Below are 17,917 nucleotides of genomic sequence, written 5' to 3' on the forward strand. Positions count from 1 at the left end.
AGTCGTTCCGCATTCCGATCGCTGCACCCATGGCCATGCCCTCCAATCGACAGCCATAGAGTCAGAGTTTCGCCGCTTTGGGAATCCCCCCGTGAGTCAGTATCATCGGAGGTTGGTATTAGTTTTGTTTCTAGCCACAGTTCTTGTTGTTTCGCTCTGTCGCTCAGATAGATTCGGAGCCGACCAGCCGCACGCGCTAACTGCGTTAATTGTCGCGACAGTCACGGGTTGCGTTGTTGTAACCATAGCCGTCACTAAAGGCGCTTTCGCGACGATGGCGGATCGCAACGCCGGTTTGCCGATGCCTGAACATATGAAAGAAATCATCGAAGTGGGCAAAAACATTATCGGTGGTGGCCACGGCTAACCCCACAAGCGCCGAACCGATGGCGTGCATTAGGGCGGAAGGCGACTTCAATTGGAAAAATTATTCAATAATTTCCAATGGTAATGGCGGAACGGGAGGCATTGGAACTTCTGCGGTGGCTTTTTGGCTTTCCGCCCCGGTCGCTGGACGACCAAAGTTAGGGCCCATAGCTGACCTCTGTCGAACAAGCGGTTAGGCCAGCCGCGCGGTGGACCCCGGCACAAGGCCGGGGTGACGCCCGCGTCCCCCTACAGCGACCGCCCAATCAGTTCCTTCATGATCTCGTTCGTCCCCCCGAAAATGCGCGTTACGCGCGCCGCGCGCCAGGCGCGGGCGATGGGGTATTCGTTCATATAGCCGGCCCCGCCATGGAGTTGCAGGCAGGCGTCCATCACTTCCCATTGCAGATCGGTGTGCCACAATTTGGCGGCGGCGCCTTCTTCGTTGGTCAGCTCGCCCTTCAAATGGCGCGCGATCGCCCAGTCGAGATGCGCCCAGCCGACTTGCAATTTGGCCTTGAGGTCGGCGAGGACGAAGCGGGTGTTCTGGAAATCGAACACCATCCCGGCAAAGGCCTTGCGCGTCTTGGTGAACTCGACCGTCTCGTCGAACGCCTTTTGCGCCGAGGCCTGGACCGAGACGGCGATGGAGAGGCGTTCCTGCGGCAATTGGCTCATCAAATAGATGAAACCCTTGCCTTCCTCGCCCAGGCAATTGGTCATCGGCACGCGCACGTCGTTGAAGAACAATTCCGACGTATCGGCGGCATCCTGCCCGATCTTGTCGAGCTTGCGGCCCTTCTGGAAACCCTCGCGCTCGCTCTCGACCAGGATGATCGACATGCCCTTCCAGGCGGGCTTGGCATCGGGATCGGTCTTGGCGACGACCAGCGTCAGATCGGTATTCTGGCCGTTGGTGATATAGGTTTTGGAGCCGTTGATGACATAGTGATTGCCATCCTTCCTGGCCGTGGTGCGGATCGCCTGCAGGTCGCTGCCGGTGCCGGGTTCGGTCATGGCGATGGCGGTGATGACCTCGCCCGACACCATCTTGGGCAGCCACTGTTTCTTCTGCTCTTCCGAGCCATAGGTTTCGATATAGCCCGCGACGATATCCGACTGGAGCGAGAAGCCGGCGGGCACGCCGTTATAGGCCATCTCCTCATCGACGATCGCGTTATAGCCGAAATCGAGGCCGAGCCCGCCGTAAGCCTCGGGCGCGGTCGGGCAGAGCATGCCGATCGCCCCGGCCTTGATCCAGAAATCCTTGGGGACGAGCTTGTCTTCCTCCCATTTGGCGACGTGCGGCACGCCTTCCTTTTGCAGGAACTGGCGTACGGTCTGGCGGAAGGCCTCGTGATCCTCGGTATAGGCAAAGCGGCCGGCGACGGAATCGAGCGTCATGTCAGGTCTCTCCAATAACAGTTGTCGTCTGCAACTCTTTTGCCGGGTGTGCGGTGAGGTGACGCTTTCGTCAAGCGGGTTGCGCTCGACACGCCCTATGGGAGGGCTATGATTGGGCGAAACAGGAGAGTGTATGAAACTGGCCAGCCTCACATCGGGTCGCGACGGCAAGCTCGTCGTGGTTTCCAACGATCTCGCCTGGTATGCCGATGCCGCGCATATCGCGCCGACGCTGCAGGCCGCCCTCGACGATTGGGACCGGCTGCTGCCCGATTTGCAGAATCTCAGCACCGATCTGGAACATGAAATGATCCCGATGCGGCGCTTTCACGAGCATCAGGCGGCGTCGCCGCTGCCGCGCGCGTATCAATGGGCGGACGGATCGGCTTATGTGAACCATGTCGCTTTGGTGCGGCAGGCGCGCGCGGCGGAGCTGCCCGACAGCTTCTGGCACGATCCGCTGATGTACCAGGGTGGTTCGGACGGGTTCCTCGGCCCGCGCGCGCCGATCCCGCTGGCGGACGAAAGCTGGGGCTGCGATTTCGAGGGCGAAGTGGTGGTGGTGACCGGCGACGTGCCGCAGGGCGCGAGTCGCGAAGCGGCGCTGGCGGCGGTGCGGCTGGTCGGGCTGACCAACGATGTGAGCTTGCGCAACCTGATTCCGGGCGAACTCGCCAAGGGCTTCGGCTTCTTCCAGTCCAAGCCCGCCAGTGCTTTCTCGCCGGTGTTCGTCACGCCCGATACGCTCGGCGAGTGGTGGCAGGACGGCAAATTGCACCGCACGCTGATGGTCGATCTCAACGGCAAGCCGTTCGGGCGGGTCGCGTGCGGGGTCGACATGACCTTCGATTTCGGCACGTTGATCGCCCATGCCGCCAAGACGCGCGCGCTGGGCGCGGGGACGATCGTCGGTTCGGGCACCGTTTCCAACCGCGATGCGGATGGCGGCCCGGGCAAGCCGATCGCCGAGGGCGGCGTCGGCTATGCGTGCCTCGCCGAGCTGCGCACGGTCGAGACGATCCTGCGCGGCGCGGCGGAGACGCCGTTCCTTAAAAGCGGCGATACGGTGCGGATCTGGGCGGAGGATGACAAGCATCACCCGATCTTCGGGGTGATCGAACAGACGGTGGGGTGAACAAATAGGCTCAGTGGAAATCGTGGCTGCGGATCGGGATGACCGGTTCGAGGTCGTGCCCCACCATGCGCCGTTCGCGCGGGTCGATCGTGCCGCCATGCGTGGCACCGTCGCCGGGCATGGTCAGGCGGGGCAGGTCGATCTCGCCGATCTGGCGCAGCAGCCCGGTGAGATCGGTGATGCGGTCGGCGATGACGTGGATCGTGCCGCTTTCGCTTTGCACGCGGCCTTGTACGCTGAGCATCGCCGCCGCCATCACCGTGCGGCGCTGCGCCTCGAAGCGGTCGGGCCACAGGATCGCGTTGGCGATGCCGGTCTCGTCTTCCAGCGTGACGAACACCACGCCCTTGGCGCTGCCGGGGCGTTGCCGCACCAGGATGAGCCCCGCCACTTCGACGCGGGTGCCGTCCTTCAACCTTTTGAGATCGCCGCAGCGGGTGATGCGGCGGCGGTCGAGTGCGCCGCGCAGGAAGCTGACCGGATGCGCGCGCAGCGACAATTGCGTCGCGCGGTAATCCTCGACCACTTCGCGCCCGGCGGTGAGCGCGGCGAGCGTGACGCTGGGTTCGCTGGGGGATTCGATCGCGGCGAACAAGGGTAGCGGTTTCTGTCCCAAAGCCTTTACCGCCCATAAGGCCTGGCGGCGGTCGAGGCCGAAGCCGTGGAACGCATCGGCCTGGGCGAGTTTTTCGAGCGTCAGCAGCGAGACGCCCGCGCGCCGCCAGACATCCTCGATCGAGCTGAACGGGCGCGTTGCGCGGGCGATGAGGATGCGGCCGGCATCCTCGCCCGACAGGCCGAGCACGATGCGCAAGCCCAGGCGGAGGGGATCTCCCTCTCCCCGCTGGCGGGGAGAGGGTGGCCGAGCGAAGCGAGGTCGGGAGAGGGGCAGTACGCAAGTGTTACGTCCCGCACTGCCCCTCTCCCCGGCCCTCTCCCCGGAGGGGAGAGGGAGAAGGATGGTGTCCCAATCACTCCGGTTGACGCACACCGGCACCACCCGCACGCCATGTTCGCGCGCGTCGCGGACGATTTGCGCGGGGGCGTAAAAGCCCATCGGCTGGGCGTTGAGCAGCGCCGCGCAGAAGATGTCGGGGTGGTGGCATTTCAGCCAGGCCGAGGCGTAAGCGATCTTGGCGAAGCTCGCCGCGTGGCTTTCGGGGAAGCCATAGCTGCCAAAGCCCTCGATCTGCTTGACCAGCCGCTCCGCGAAATCCTGGCTGATGCCGTTGGCGCGCATCCCTTCGATCAGCGGATCGCGGAATTTGCCGACGCCGCCGGTCATCTTGAAGGTCGCCATCGCGCGGCGCAGCCGGTCGGCCTCGCCCGCGCTGAACCCGGCACCGAGGATGGCAACCTGCATCGCCTGTTCCTGGAACAGCGGCACGCCCAGCGTCTTCTCCAGCACCTCGCGCAGCTTCGGGCTGGGATATTGGATCTCAACCTTGCCGATGCGGCGTTGTTCGCGGCGTTTGAGATAGGGGTGGACCATGTCGCCTTGGATTGGGCCGGGGCGGACGATCGCCACCTGGATCGCGATGTCGTAGAAATTTTCGGGGCGCATGCGCGGCAGCATCGACATTTGCGCGCGGCTTTCGATCTGGAAGGTGCCCAGCGTGTCGGCCTCTTGAATCATCGCAAAAGTGGCGGGGTCGTCCTCCTGCAACTCGGCACTGTCGAGCCGCAGGTCGATGCCCTTATGATCGCGCAGCAGATCGAAACAGCGGCGCAGGCAGCCGAGCATCCCGAGCCCCAGGATATCGACCTTCATCAACCCGATTTCCTCGACATCGAGCTTTTCCCATTCGACCACACGGCGATCGGCCATCGCGGCGGGTTCGACCGGCACCAGATCGTCGAGCCGGTCATGCGCGAGCACGAAGCCGCCGGGATGCTGCGACAAATGGCGCGGCGTGCCGATCAATTGCGTGGCGAGGTCGAGCGTCAGCGCGAGGCGCGGCTCGCTGGCATCGAGGTTGAGCGCGGCGACATGCTCCTCGGGCACGCCGTCATTCGACCAGCCCCAGATTTGCGAGGCGAGCGCGGCGGTCATGTCCTCGGGCAGGCCCAGCGCCTTGCCGACTTCGCGCACTGCGCCGCGCGAGCGATAGCGGCTGACGACGGCGGTGAGCGCGGCGTGGTTCTGCCCATAGGTGTCGTAGATCCACTGGATCACTTCCTCGCGCCGTTCGTGTTCGAAATCGACGTCGATGTCGGGCGGTTCGTGGCGTTCGGTGGAGATGAAGCGTTCGAACAGCAGCTTGTGCTTGACCGGATCGATCGAGGTGATGCCGAGCACGAAGCAAATCACCGAATTCGCCGCCGATCCGCGCCCCTGGCACAAAATGCCCTGGCTGCGGGCATAGCGCACGATCGAATTCACCGTCAGGAAATAGGGCGCATAGCCCATATGCGCGACCAGGCCGAGTTCGTGTTCGAGCAAGCTGGTATAAGCGGGCGGGGGCGTGCCGTCGAAGCGATCGGCCAGCGCGGTGCGCGCCATCGCCGCCAGCGCTTCCTGCGGGGTGCGCTGGGTCATCACGATCTCGTCGGGATAGCGATACTGGTCCTTCAATTCGCGCAAGCTGAAGGTGCAGCGTTCGACGATCGCGGCGGCGGCGGCGAGCGCGTGCGGGTGCAGCCTGAAACGGCGCGCCATTTCCATGGGGCCTTTGAGATGGCGGTCGGCGCTGCGTTCGCGAGAATGGCCGAGCGCGTCGATCGTGCAGCGGTGGCGGATCGCGGTGACGACGTCCTGCAGCATCCGCCGCTCGGGCACGTCATAGAGCACGTCGCCCGTGGCGAGCGGGGTCAGGCCGAAGTGCCGGGCGTGCGCGTCGAGCGTGTGGAGCCGCTGCGCATCGCCGGGGCGGCGGTGCTGGGTCAGGCAGAGGTGACCGCGCGTGCCGAACACATCCGCCATCCAGCGCAACGCCTGATCGTCTTCAGCGAAGGTTTCGGTGAGGCCGGGGACGAGCGCTGCGACCAGCCCCTCGGCATGCGCCGCGACATCCTCCCAATGCAGGAAGCACTGGCCTTTTTCGCCCTTTTGCGGAGCGGCGCGGCCCTTGCCGAGCGTCAGCAGCCGGGTGAGGCGGCTCCAGCCGACGCGATCCTCGGGCCAGACCAGCACCGATGTGCCATCGACCAGATCGAGCCGACAGCCCGCGACCAGCCGGATCGGGCGGATCGCCGACATTTGCTCGGCCGCGACCAGCCCGCGCACCACCCCGCCGACCGAATTGCGATCGGTAATGCCGAGCGCGGGCATCCCGGCGATGGCGGCGGCCTGGAACAGATGCTCGGGCGAGGACGCGCCGCGCAGGAAGCTGTAATGCGTCGTCACCTGAAGCTCGCACCACGTCACCCGAACGCTCCGTGCATGAACCAGGCAAGATCGCCCGTCTCGCCGCGTTCGCCATCGCCGCGACGGAACAGCCAGAAACGCTGCCCGGCTTCATCCTCGACCTGGAAATAGTCGCGCACGCTGTGCCGCTCGGTGCCGCGCTTCCACCATTCACCGAGAATGCGTTCGGGGCCGTCGGCGCGGACCACGCGGTGCGCCATGCCGCGCCAGGTGAAGCGCTTGGGCGGCTGGTCGGGCAATTCGGCGAGGACATGGTCGAGCAGTTCGGGCCGCCGCAACAGCCGCACCGGGCGCGGCCAGCGCGGATCCCAGGGATGCAGCGGGCGCGAGCGATCGAGCTGGCGGACATCGTCGGGCTTGATCTTGGGTGCGGCGCGTGCCGGTGGGTCGAGCGGCGGGGCGGTGGCGACCGAGCGTTCGGGCACGTCGCTTTCGACCGCCACGCTGCGCCACAGCGCGCTTATGCCAATGCGGTTGGCGAGCGTGTCGATCAGCGGCGCAAGATCGGGCGCGCGGTCTTCGAGCGTTTCGGCAAAGGGCTCGGCGCCGAGCGGATCGGCGCGGCGGACGTGGAGCGCGAGCGCATCGATGCCATAGCCCGGCGCGATTTCCTCGATCCGGCGCACGATCAGCCGCAGCAGATGCGCGCCGTCGCGAGTCGGGCGGGCGAGGCCGATGCGCAGGCGCTGCGGCACGCCGTCGATGCGATCGGCGACCAGATCGATCAGGCGCGCGCCGAGCCCCGCTTCGGCCAGTGCGGTGACGAGGCGCGGCATCAACACCCCGAGCCAATGCGCGATCGCTTCGGCGGTGGCGATCGGCTCGGCGAAGCGTTGCACGACGGCGATCGCTTCGGGCGGGATGACGGGGGCGAGCGGTTCCGCCAGCCGCCCCGATGCTTGATCCAGCCGCGCGATGAGCGTGCCGCCGAACCGGCGCGCGAGCGGGGCGCGGGGCAAGGCGGCGAGCTGGCCGATCGTCTCGATCCCCAGCCGTTTGAGCAAGTCGCGCGCGCGCGGTTCGAGCCGCAGCGCAGCGGTCGGCAGCGGGGCGAGGGCGTCGAGGTGTGCGCCGGGCGGGCAGATTTGCGGGGCGTAGCGCGCCAGCGCCCACGCCGCGCCCGGCGTATCCGCCACGGCGACGCGCGCGGTGAAGCCGTGCCGCTTTAGCAACGCCACGATCCGCCGCGCCATCCGCGCCTCCCCGCCGAACAGATGCGCGGTGCCGGTGATATCGAGGAACAGCCCGTCCTCGCCCGACGGCATCACCACCGGGCACCAACGCCTGGCCGCGAGCAGGGCGAGGCGCAGCAAGGCGGCGCGGTCGCCCTCCGGGTCGGCGGGGCGGATGTCGAGCCCGGGCACCAGCGCACGCGACTGCGTCACCGCCATGCCGGGCGCGAGCCCGAGCGCGCGCGCGGCGGGGCAGGCGGCGGCGATGACCAGAGCATTGCCGGATTGGAGGCTGGTGATGCAGGGGGCGGGTGCTGCCGCTTTTCCTCCCCTCCCTGGAAGGGAGGGGGTAGGGGGTGGGTCGGCCCGTAAGCGGGCGGACGGGCTGTCATCAGCCGACCCACCCCCGGCCCCTCCCTTCCAGGGAGGGGAGGCAGAAGCGGCACCCTTGCGCGGATCGCGCACCGGCGTGCGCCCTTCATCGGGCGGCATCGCCTTGAACGGATGCGCCGCCGCCTCGCTCACGCGCCCGGCGCGACGGTCGCGGGGTGGCGCTTCGGTCCGTGCCCAGCGCGCGCCGGGACGCCAGCCACCACCGCGCGGCACCGAACAGGCGACGGCCTGTTCCTGCGCGGCGATCGCGTTCAGCGGGGCGGTATCGACTGACGCGCGCTCAGGCGGCGTGGCGATACGCTCGGCCTGCGCCAGCCGTTCGATCGGCCAGTCGGGCAGGTAGAGCGAGGCGACCCGTTTCATCGCATGCCTCCATCGTCCAGTCGGCGGGTTCGCCGCCGCGTTGGCGGACCAGCTCCACCCGCCAGCGTGCCCGCCCGACTCCGTTAGCGCCGACCGGCAACGGGGCGGACGGCGCGGCGGCGATGCGCCAGCGCGTCACGGCGGCGGACGGCACCGCGAGCGGATTGCCACCGCCTTTATCCGTCGCCGCGCGGGCATGGCGCTTGAGCAGCAAGGCAATCGTCTTGCCGCCCTCCGCCGCCAGTTGCAGCCGCCGCGTATTGGGCATCGCCGCGCGCTTCACTTCGCCGACCACCGCGCCAAGGCCACGGTGGCGGAGCCCCTCCTCCATCAAGGCGAGCAATTCGGCATCGTCGGCCGCCTCGGCATAGATCAGCCGTTCGGGGGCGAGCCCGGCCTGGTACAGCCCTGGCGCGAACAGATCGCGCCGCCGCACCACCCACAGCACCGGGCCCCAGGCGCGCGCCGCGATTCCGGCCATGAACAGCGTCGCGGCGGCATCGTCCGACGGGGCGGCGCTGGCGGCGGCGATCTCATGCAGCGAATCGAGCCGGAGCCCGCCGGGCGCCAGCTTCTCGTCGATCGCGCCGATCCCGAAGGGCAGCACCGGGCGACGACGCAGCCCGTCACGTTCCACCTTCTTCAGGCTTTCGCGAAGCTCGGCTATGATGGCCGAGGAGGGGATGGCAGGACAGGACACGGCCACGACTCGCACAATAGGTTCGTTCCTATTTTGTTCTGTTTGTGTGACCCGAGTCAAGCGGCCCCTTATCGCAATTGGGACGGTCCGTCGTTTCCCCGCGTTCGCCCCTCTCGCCAAAGCTCACGAAATTTTATAACAACGATTCGAAAGAGCGTTTCTGCGTGCCCGAGCGTTGGTACAGCGCACGCCCCGTTTGGAGAGATCATGGCAAGCGACCGCGTTCCTGCGCATTTGAAGCCCAATTTGCCGCCTTTGTCGCTCTATGTGCCCGAACCCAAATTCCGGCCCGGCGACACGGTCGATTTTACGCAGGTGGCGATTCCACCCGCAGGCGAAACGCGGCGGCCCGACACTGCCGACCATGCCGAGAGCTTCACCGATCTCGCCTATCAACTGGTGCGCGTGCTCGATGAGAACGGCCAGGCGGTCGGCGCGTGGAACCCGCGGCTGTCGCCCGATATGCTGCGGGGCATGTTGCGCAGCATGGCGCTGGTGCGCGCGTTCGACGAGCGCATGTTCCGCGCGCAGCGCCAGGGCAAGACCAGCTTCTACATGAAGTGCACCGGCGAGGAGGCGGTCGCGGTCGCCGCCGCCTTTGCGCTCGATTATGAAGACATGTGCTTCCCCTCCTATCGCCAACAGGGCCTGCTGATCGCGCGCGGCTGGTCGATGGTCGACATGATGAACCAGATCTATTCGAACACCGCCGACCGGTTGCACGGCAAGCAATTGCCGATCATGTATTCGGTCAAGGAAGCGGGGTTCTTTTCGATCTCGGGCAATCTGGCGACGCAATATCCGCAGGCGGTCGGCTGGGCGATGGCGAGTGCTGCCAAGGGCGATACGCGCATCGCGGCGACCTGGTGCGGCGAGGGATCGACCGCCGAGGGCGATTTCCATTCGGCCTGCACCTTTGCCAGCGTCTACCGCGCGCCGGTGATCTTCAACGTCGTCAACAATCAATGGGCGATTTCGAGCTTCTCCGGGTTTGCGGGCGCGGAATCGACGACCTTCGCGGCGCGCGCGGTCGGCTATGGGATCGCCGGGCTTCGCGTCGACGGCAATGACGCGCTGGCGGTCTATGCCGCCACCGCCTGGGCGGCGGAGCGCGCGCGCACCAACCAGGGGCCGACGCTGATCGAGCATTTCACCTATCGCGCCGAAGGCCATTCGACTTCGGACGATCCGGGGCAATATCGCTCGGCGGGTGAGCCGACGGCCTGGCCGCTGGGCGATCCGATCGCGCGGTTGAAGGATCATCTCATCGCGATCGGCGAATGGGACGAGGAACGCCATGCAGCGCAGGACAAGGAGTTGGCGGAGCAAGTGAAGGCCGCGCAGAAGGAAGCCGAGGCGAACGGCGTGCTCGGCCACGGCCTGCACCAGCCGCTCGACAGTCTGTTCGATGGCGTGTTCGAGGAAATGCCGTGGCATTTGCGCGAGCAGCAGGCGCAAATGATCGCCGAAGAAACCGCCAGCGGCCGCCCATGGGCGCGCAAGTGATGGGTGCGCGCAAAATCTCCCTCTCCCATTGGGAGAGGGAAGGGGCCCATCGCGTCAGCGATGGGAAGGGTGAGGGCGATGCCCCGCGCCCGGTCACCCTCACCCTTCCGGCGCTTCGCGCCTCCCTCCCTCTCCCGATGGGAGAGGGATTATGAGCGACATCATGCCAGAAACCGAAACCGCTTCCGAAACCCCGACCTCCACCCGCATGAACATGATCCAGGCGATCAATTCCGCCATGGACGTGATGATGGACCGTGACCCCGATATCGTCGTGATGGGCGAGGATGTCGGCTATTTCGGCGGCGTGTTCCGCGCGACCGCGGGCTTGCAGTCCAAATATGGCAAGACCCGCGTGTTCGATACGCCGATCACCGAATGCGGCATCATCGGCGTCGCGGTGGGGATGGGGGCCTATGGCTTGCGGCCGGTGCCCGAAATCCAGTTCGCCGATTATATCTATCCTGCGCTCGACCAGTTGGTGAGCGAGGCGGCGCGCTTGCGCTATCGCTCGGCCGGGGAATTCACCGCGCCGATCACGGTGCGCTCCCCGTTCGGCGGCGGCATTTTCGGCGGGCAGACGCACAGCCAGAGCCCCGAGGGGATCTTCACCCATGTCTCGGGCATCAAGACGGTAATCCCGTCGACGCCGTACGACGCCAAGGGCCTGCTGATCGCGGCGATCGAGGACAATGATCCGACGCTCTTCTTCGAGCCAAAGCGCATCTATAACGGCCCGTTCGACGGCCATTGGGACCGGCCCACGCAGAATTGGTCGCAGCATCCGGCGGGCGACGTGCCGACCGGCTATTACAAGATCGAACTGGGCAAGGCCAAGGTGGTGCGGCCGGGCGAGGCGCTGACGGTGCTGGCTTATGGCACGATGGTCCACGTCGCGCTGTCGGTAATCGTCGAAGCGGGGGTCGATGCCGAGGTGATCGATCTGCGCACGCTGGTGCCGCTCGACATCGAGACGATCGAGGCGTCGGTCCAGAAGACCGGGCGCTGCATGATCGTGCATGAAGCGACGCGCACTGGCGGCTTTGGCGCGGAGCTGTCGGCGTTGGTGCAGGAGCGCTGCTTCTACCATCTCGAAGCGCCGATCGAGCGCGTCACCGGCTTCGACACGCCGTACCCGCACAGCCTGGAATGGGCGTATTTCCCGGGCCCCGTCCGTATCGGCGAGGCGCTCAAGAAAATCATGAAGGACGCATAATGGCGCGTTTTACGTTCAAACTCCCCGATATCGGCGAAGGCATTTCCGAGGCCGAAATCGTCGCCTGGCATGTGAAGGTCGGCGACCGGATCGAGGAAGACCAGCAGATTGCCGACATGATGACCGACAAGGCGACGGTCGAGATGGAATCGCCCGTGTCGGGCATTGTGATCGAACTGGCGGGCGAGGTCGGCGACCAGGTGTCGATCGGCGCGGCGCTGGTGGTGATCGAGACCGAGGGCGATTTCTCGGCAGCGGAAGCGCCTGCGCTGGAGCCGGTGACCGATACGGTCAACATCGCGCCGGCCAGCGCCGAGCAAGTTGAGGTGGCCGAGCAATATGAGGCCGAAAATCCGGGAGTGGAGGCAGCTTCTCCCTCTCCCCTCCGGGGAGAGGGCCGGGGAGAGGGGACGTCCGCAACGGGCGGTGCCCCCAGCGTTCCAGCACAGCCCCTCTCCCCGACCCTCTCCCCTGAAGGGGAGAGGGAGAAAGTGGTCCTCGCCTCTCCCGCCGTGCGCGCACGCGCCGCCGATCTCGGCATCGATCTCGCCCAAGTGAAGACCGAGGGCGACCGCGTGCGCCATGCCGATCTCGATGCGTTCCTGCGCTATGGCCAGGGGCAGGGCTATCACGCCCCGCACGTCAGCCACGCCCGCGCCGATGAGGCGATCAAGGTGATCGGCATGCGCCGCCGCATCGCCGAGAATATGGCGGCGTCGAAGCGCGCGATCCCGCATTTCACCTATGTCGAGGAAATCGACGTCACCGCGCTGGAGGCGATGCGCGCCGATCTGAATGGTGCGCGTGGGTCGAGGCCCAAATTGACGATGCTGCCGCTGCTGATCGCGGCGATCTGCAAGACCGTGCCCGCCTTCCCGATGATCAACGCGCGCTATGACGATGAAGCCGGTGTGGTCACGCGGCATGGCGCGGTGCATCTCGGCATGGCGACGCAGACCGATGCCGGGCTGACCGTCCCCGTGATCCGCGATGCGCAGGACCGCAATGTCTGGCAATTGGCCGCCGAGATCCTGCGCCTGGCCGAGGCGGCGCGCGCCAATAAGCTGAAGCCCGATGAAATGGGCGGCGGCACGCTGACGGTCACCTCGCTCGGGCCGCTTGGCGGGATCGCCACGACGCCGGTGATCAACCGGCCCGAAGTGGCGATCATTGGACCCAACAAGATTGTCGAGCGGCCTGTCTTTGTCGGCGACGAGATCGTGCGTGCCAAGCTGATGAACCTGTCGATCAGTTGCGATCACCGCGTGGTCGATGGCTGGGATGCGGCGAGCTTCGTGCAGGCGCTCAAGCGCTATCTCGAAACGCCGGTATTGTTGTTCGCCGACTGAAATCCGTCATGATCGGCTGATAGGGCACCTGTATGCGCTTTGATTTGCTCCAGTCGATCAGTCTTGCCGGAGATATCGCGGTCGCCAATGACGATCGCGCGGGGTCGAGCGACGCGCTCGCCTGGGTGATCGACGGCGCGACCGATTTGGGCGAGCCGGGGCTGGTCGGGTCGCGCGGCGGGGCGGCGTGGCTGGCGTTGGAGGCGGACGCCGCCTTTGCGGCTGCGGGCGACGCCTCGATCGATGCGATTTGCAAGGGCGTGTTCGCCAGGCTTGCGCGGCGGTTTGCGGCGCAGCGGACGCGCGCGCCCATCTCCGCCTGGGAATTGCCCAGCGCGTCCTTCCTGGCGGCACGCGTCGGCAAGGAGGGGCTGGCGTGCCGCTGGCTGGGCGATTGTGCGGGGTTGCTCAAGCGCGGCGATACCGTCGAGCGGATCGGGCCGCCCGCCAGCAAGGACGACGAAAATGCCAGTGCGGCCGCGCTGGCCGAGCATGGGCTTGGCCTGAAGCAGCGACCGCAGCCGATCCTCGAAGTGCTGCGCGCTGCGCGTGAACGTCCCGACCGCTATATCCTCGGGGTCGATCCAGCGGCGGCGGCGCATCTCGGCGGGGCGGTCTTGCCGTGCAACGTGGGAGACGAGCTGCTGCTGATGAGCGACGGTTTTGCGGCGCTGATCGACGTCTATGGCCTGCACGACGAGGCGGGTCTGTTCGCGGAACTCGCCACCAGCGGCTTGACCGGGCTCGCGCTGCAATTGCGCGCAATCGAGCAGGAGGATGGCGATTTCGGCCGCTTCCCGCGCTTCAAGGGGTCGGACGATGCCACCGCTTTGTGGCTGCGGATCGCCGCCTGAACCCGGTCGCCAGACACATTTGAGAGACATTTCCCGCGTAGCACGCCGGTTCGACGCATCCGGAGGGCAAGATGGTGGGTTTTTGGCTTGGGCTGGCACTGATGGCCGGTGTGCAGCAAGGGGGACCCGGTCCTGACGGACCCCCGCCGCCCCCGCCGCCGGGCGGTCCCCGCCCCCCGCACGGTCGCTTGTTCATCAGCCCGATGGGCGAACCGTTCCGTGGCGAAGATCCGATTGGTGCCTGGTTCGCCGGTGCCGACGCCAATCATGACGGCGTGGTGACCGAGGCCGAATTCATTGCCGATGCCGACCGTGTGTTTCTGCTGCTCGATCGCGAGCATGATGGCGAGATCGATCCCCAGGACATCGATTATTATGAAACCGTCCTTGTCCCCGAAATCCGCTATGGCGGCGGCGAGCCGGGCGGTCCGGGCGGCGGCGGCGGGGGGCGTCGCGGCGGCGGCCATGGCGGGCGCCCAGGCGGCGAGGGTGGCCCACCCCCGGGTGGCGGCGGCGGCGGGGGCCGTGGTGGTCGTCGTGGTGGCGGCGCGCCCGAGGGTGGCGGCGAGTCGGGCAAATCCGGTCCGGCGTATGACGACGTTGCGCGCGGCGCGGCCCGTTTTGGTTTCTTTGCCTATCCCGAGCCGATCACGGCGGCCGACGCCAATCTGAACCGCGGGGTCGACATCACCGAGTTCCGCAAGGCGGCGGCAGAGCGCTTCGCGATGCTGGACAAGAAGGGCGACGGGCGGTTGACGCGTGAGGAGCTGCCCAAATTGTCGCCACCGCCGGGACGTGGCGGCCGTCAGGGCTGGTATGGCGGCAAGCGCCGTACCGCAGGCGGCGGCCCCGAGCCGATCGAGCAGGCCCCACCCGAGCAATGATCTCGTCAACCCCGCTCCCGCGATGGCAGCCGAGGTTCGGCTTGCCAGTCCCCGATCGCGCGATGCTATAGCGCGTCGCGGGTTTGGCCGGTCGGCCGGACCGGGCAGGAGAGGGTGATGAAGCGCGACGTACGGTTTCCCAATGCGGCCGGGGTTCAGCTGGCCGGGTCGCTGGAAGTCCCGCCCGGGCGGATTCGCGCAGTGGCGCTGTTCGCGCATTGCTTCACGTGCACCGCGCAAAGCCATGCGGCGCGGCGTGTCAGTCTCGCGCTCGCCGAACAGGGCATCGCCACGCTGCGCTTCGATTTTACCGGGCTTGGCCAAAGCGAGGGCGCGTTCGCCGACAGCCATTTCGGCGCGAATGTCGATGATCTGGTGGCGGCGGCGGCGTTTCTGGCAGGGGATGTGGGCGCGCCGGCGATCCTGATCGGCCATTCGCTAGGCGGGGCAGCGGTGATCGCCGCCGCCGAACGCATCCCCTCGGCCAAAGCGGTGGTGACGATCGCCGCGCCGTTCGATCCACGCCATGTGCTGCATTTGATCCAGGGCGCGCACGACATTGCCGACACGCCGCGCGATGTGTCGATCGGCGGGCGACCGTTTCGCATCGGGCGCGAGTTCCTCACGTCGGTTGAAGGGCAGGATCAGGCGGCGCGGCTGGCGCGATTGAAGCGCGCGCTGCTGGTGCTGCATTCGGCCACCGACGCGACCGTCGGTGTCGAAAATGCCCGCGCGATTTTTGAGGCGGCGAAACACCCCAAGAGCTTCGTCGCGCTCGACGGGGCGGACCATTTGCTGACCGATGCCGAACAGGCACAATATGTCGCACAGATCATCGCCGCCTGGGTGCAGCCTTTCCTGGGGCCGGCAATGGCGATCGACGCGGTGCCCGAGGGGCATGTGCGGGTGAGTTCGACCGATGCCAAGTTCGTCCAGATCGTCGAATCCTCGGGCCACAGTTTTATCGCTGACGAGCCATTGGCGATGGGCGGCAGCGATTACGGGCCAACGCCCTATGATCTGCTGTTGTCGGCGCTCGGCACCTGTACCGCGATGACGATCAAGCTGATCGCCGAGAAAGAGGGAATCCCGCTGACGGGCGTCTCGGTCGTGCTCCATCACAGCCGCCGCCATGCCGACGATTGCGCCGCCGCCGCCGGTGGGCGACCGCAGATCGAGGTGATCGAGCGGCGCATCACCTTGCAGGGCGATCTGACCGAGGCACAGCGGATGCGGATGCTGGTCATCGCCGACAAATGCCCGGTGCACCGCACGCTGGAGAGCGCACCGGTGATCGAGACGCGGCTGGTCTGACGGACGTCGCCGCTGGACAGCGCGCGTGCTGCTGCGCAAAGCCGGGGGGGGCGGGCATCTGGGCTCCGGGGTGGAAAGACACGAGGCGATGGCGCGGCTGATCCTGTTCAACAAGCCGTATGACGTGCTGTCGCAATTCACCGATAGCAGCATCGGCGCGGCGCGCGCGACGCTGTCGGACTTCATCGCGGTGCCGGGGGTTTATCCGGCCGGGCGGCTCGACCGCGATAGCGAGGGGCTGTTGCTGCTGACCGATGACGGGCGCTTGCAAGCGCGCATCGCCGATCCGCACTTCAAACTGCCCAAGACCTATCTCGTCCAGGTCGAAGGGGAACCCGATGCCGCCAGCCTTGATCGCCTGCGGCAGGGGGTGGAGTTGAAGGATGGCATCACCCGCCCGGCCGAGGTCGAGCGGATCGACCCGCCCGAACTGTGGCCGCGCGATCCGCCGGTGCGGTTCCGCAAGAGTGTGCCCGATTGCTGGATCCGGCTGACGATCCGCGAGGGGCGCAACCGCCAGGTGCGGCGGATGACGGCGGCGGTGGGCTTCCCCACCTTGCGGCTGGTGCGCTGGGGCATTGGCGCGTGGACGCTCGACGGCTTGGCACCGGGGACGTGGCGCGAAGCGCCGGTGGGGTAAGCCGGGCGCTTACACGATCTCGAACAGGCCCGCCGCGCCCATGCCGCCTGCGGTGCACATCGACACCACCACCCAGCGCACGCCGCGCTTGCGGCCTTCGATCAGCGCGTGGCCGACAAGGCGCGATCCGGTCATGCCGAAGGGATGGCCGATCGCGATGGCGCCGCCATTGACGTTGTAGCGATCGGGATCGATGCCGAACATGTCGCGGCAATAGAGGCATTGCGAGGCGAAGGCTTCGTTGAGTTCCCAAAGGCCGATGTCGTCGACCGACAGCCCGGCACGGGCGAGCAATTTGGGAATGGCGAAGACCGGGCCGATGCCCATTTCATCGGGCGCGCAGCCGGCCGCCTGGAAACCGCGATACAGGCCAAGCACCTCGCGCCCTTCGGCGAGGGCCGTCGCATGGTCCATCACGATCTGCGCGGAGGCACCGTCGGACAATTGGCTGGCATTGCCCGCCGTCACATGCTGGCCGGGGCCGGAAAAGTCGCCGCCCGGCCACACCGTCTTCAACCCTGCCAGCGCTTCCGCCGTCGTGCCCGCGCGAATGCCCTCGTCCTGTACGAGCGTCACGGTCTCGCTGCCGGTGCGGTTGCCCTCCTTGTCGAACAGCGCCTTTTCGACGGTGATGGGCGCGATTTCCTCGCGAAACGCCCCGGTTTCGAGCCCGCGCGCCGCGCGCTGCTGGCTTTGCGCGGCATAGGCGTCCTGCGCAGCGCGGCTGATGCCATAACGCTCGGCGACGATCTCGGCGGTTTCGATCATCGGCACATAGGCTGCCGGTTTGCGCGCGATCACCGACTGGTTGACATAGCGCGGCGCATCCTTGGTGACGGTGAGGCTGACCGACTCCATGCCACCCGCCAGTGCCACGTCGATTTCGTTGCAAATAATGCTGCGCGCGGCCAGCGCGATCGCGGTCAACCCCGAGCCGCATTTGCGATCGAGCGTGAAAGCGGGGACGCTCTCGGGCAAGCCCGCCGCGAAGGTCGCCATGCGCCCGGCATTGCCGCCCTGGCTGCCCCACTGATTGCCGACGCCCCAGAAAATCTCGTCGATGCGTACCGGATCGATGCCTGCACGCTCGACCGCGGCGTTCATCACATGCGCCGCGAGCACCGGCGCCTCGGTCGCGTTGAACGCGCCACGATAGGCCTTGCCGATCGGGGTACGGGCGGTGGAGACGATCGCGGCTTCACGCATGGCAGATGCTTTCGAGCTTTGGGTATGGAAAAGGGGTGTAGAGCCTGC

Annotated in this window: 14 protein-coding genes; 9 read left to right on the plus strand and 5 right to left on the minus strand. The window is 66.8% G+C overall.

The window, feature by feature from the left end; all coding sequences use genetic code 11:
- On the plus strand, positions 1 to 367 hold a 367-nt coding region (locus ACP7BY_RS11930; RefSeq protein WP_426288150.1), incomplete at its 5' end, for a hypothetical protein.
- Between the two features lie 248 nt (positions 368 to 615).
- Here ACP7BY_RS11930 and ACP7BY_RS11935 read toward each other — a convergent pair.
- Positions 616 to 1,770 carry an acyl-CoA dehydrogenase family protein gene (locus ACP7BY_RS11935; RefSeq protein ID WP_033967317.1) on the minus strand — a complete coding sequence of 385 codons (1,155 nt, stop codon included), beginning with the start codon at positions 1,768 to 1,770 and terminating at the stop codon, positions 616 to 618.
- A gap of 133 nt (positions 1,771 to 1,903) precedes the next feature.
- On the opposite strand from ACP7BY_RS11935, the gene ACP7BY_RS11940 reads away from it, so the two are divergent.
- The gene (locus ACP7BY_RS11940; RefSeq protein WP_033967318.1) at positions 1,904 to 2,905 is read left to right on the plus strand and encodes a fumarylacetoacetate hydrolase family protein; all 1,002 of its coding nucleotides are present in this window, start codon (positions 1,904 to 1,906) and stop codon (positions 2,903 to 2,905) included.
- 10 nt (positions 2,906 to 2,915) lie between these two features.
- On the opposite strand, the gene ACP7BY_RS11945 is transcribed toward ACP7BY_RS11940, so the two are convergent.
- From ACP7BY_RS11945 to ACP7BY_RS11955, 3 genes are read right to left on the minus strand one after another with little or no spacing between them, the layout of a single operon-like run.
- Positions 2,916 to 6,272 carry an error-prone DNA polymerase gene (locus ACP7BY_RS11945; RefSeq protein ID WP_137903355.1) on the minus strand — a complete coding sequence of 1,119 codons (3,357 nt, stop codon included), beginning with the start codon at positions 6,270 to 6,272 and terminating at the stop codon, positions 2,916 to 2,918.
- On the minus strand, positions 6,269 to 8,200 hold the full coding sequence (locus ACP7BY_RS11950; protein WP_209515960.1) for a Y-family DNA polymerase: 1,932 nt from the start codon (positions 8,198 to 8,200) through the stop codon (positions 6,269 to 6,271). The genes ACP7BY_RS11945 and ACP7BY_RS11950 overlap by 4 nt, the downstream gene beginning before the upstream one ends.
- A complete protein-coding gene (locus tag ACP7BY_RS11955) occupies positions 8,118 to 8,837 on the minus strand; it encodes an ImuA family protein (RefSeq protein WP_126845601.1) in 720 nt (239 codons plus the stop codon). Before ACP7BY_RS11955 ends, ACP7BY_RS11950 begins: the two co-directional genes overlap by 83 nt.
- A 270-nt stretch (positions 8,838 to 9,107) precedes the next feature.
- On the opposite strand from ACP7BY_RS11955, the gene ACP7BY_RS11960 reads away from it, so the two are divergent.
- The 7 genes from ACP7BY_RS11960 to ACP7BY_RS11990 all read left to right on the plus strand — a co-directional run bounded on the left by ACP7BY_RS11960 (position 9,108) and on the right by ACP7BY_RS11990 (position 16,663).
- A complete protein-coding gene (locus ACP7BY_RS11960) occupies positions 9,108 to 10,406 on the plus strand; it encodes a 3-methyl-2-oxobutanoate dehydrogenase (2-methylpropanoyl-transferring) subunit alpha (RefSeq protein WP_137903364.1) in 1,299 nt (432 codons plus the stop codon).
- Positions 10,407 to 10,614: 208 nt separating this feature from the next.
- Positions 10,615 to 11,622: an alpha-ketoacid dehydrogenase subunit beta gene (locus ACP7BY_RS11965; protein ID WP_033967321.1), complete on the plus strand. Its 1,008-nt coding sequence runs from the start codon at positions 10,615 to 10,617 to the stop codon at positions 11,620 to 11,622.
- Positions 11,622 to 12,971 carry a dihydrolipoamide acetyltransferase family protein gene (locus ACP7BY_RS11970; protein ID WP_137903365.1) on the plus strand — a complete coding sequence of 450 codons (1,350 nt, stop codon included), beginning with the start codon at positions 11,622 to 11,624 and terminating at the stop codon, positions 12,969 to 12,971. Before ACP7BY_RS11965 ends, ACP7BY_RS11970 begins: the two co-directional genes overlap by 1 nt.
- Before the next feature lie 32 nt (positions 12,972 to 13,003).
- Positions 13,004 to 13,825, plus strand: coding sequence for a protein phosphatase 2C domain-containing protein (locus tag ACP7BY_RS11975; protein WP_137903366.1), 822 nt, complete (start codon positions 13,004 to 13,006; stop codon positions 13,823 to 13,825).
- A gap of 71 nt (positions 13,826 to 13,896) precedes the next feature.
- Entirely contained in the window at positions 13,897 to 14,709 is an 813-nt protein-coding gene (locus ACP7BY_RS11980; RefSeq protein WP_209515957.1) for an EF-hand domain-containing protein, read from the plus strand.
- A 117-nt stretch (positions 14,710 to 14,826) separates the two neighbouring features.
- A complete protein-coding gene (locus ACP7BY_RS11985) occupies positions 14,827 to 16,023 on the plus strand; it encodes a bifunctional alpha/beta hydrolase/OsmC family protein (RefSeq protein ID WP_137903359.1) in 1,197 nt (398 codons plus the stop codon).
- Between the two features lie 88 nt (positions 16,024 to 16,111).
- Positions 16,112 to 16,663: an rRNA large subunit pseudouridine synthase E gene (locus ACP7BY_RS11990; protein WP_033966923.1), complete on the plus strand. Its 552-nt coding sequence runs from the start codon at positions 16,112 to 16,114 to the stop codon at positions 16,661 to 16,663.
- A gap of 9 nt (positions 16,664 to 16,672) precedes the next feature.
- Here the strand turns inward: ACP7BY_RS11990 and ACP7BY_RS11995 are convergent, their stop codons facing one another.
- Positions 16,673 to 17,869: an acetyl-CoA C-acyltransferase gene (locus tag ACP7BY_RS11995; RefSeq protein WP_137903358.1), complete on the minus strand. Its 1,197-nt coding sequence runs from the start codon at positions 17,867 to 17,869 to the stop codon at positions 16,673 to 16,675.
- Positions 17,870 to 17,917: the final 48 nt, after the last annotated feature.

Origin of the sequence: Sphingomonas sp. PSPC2-2 (assembly GCF_049897725.1) — a bacterium.
Classification (GTDB): Bacteria; Pseudomonadota; Alphaproteobacteria; order Sphingomonadales; family Sphingomonadaceae; genus Sphingomonas.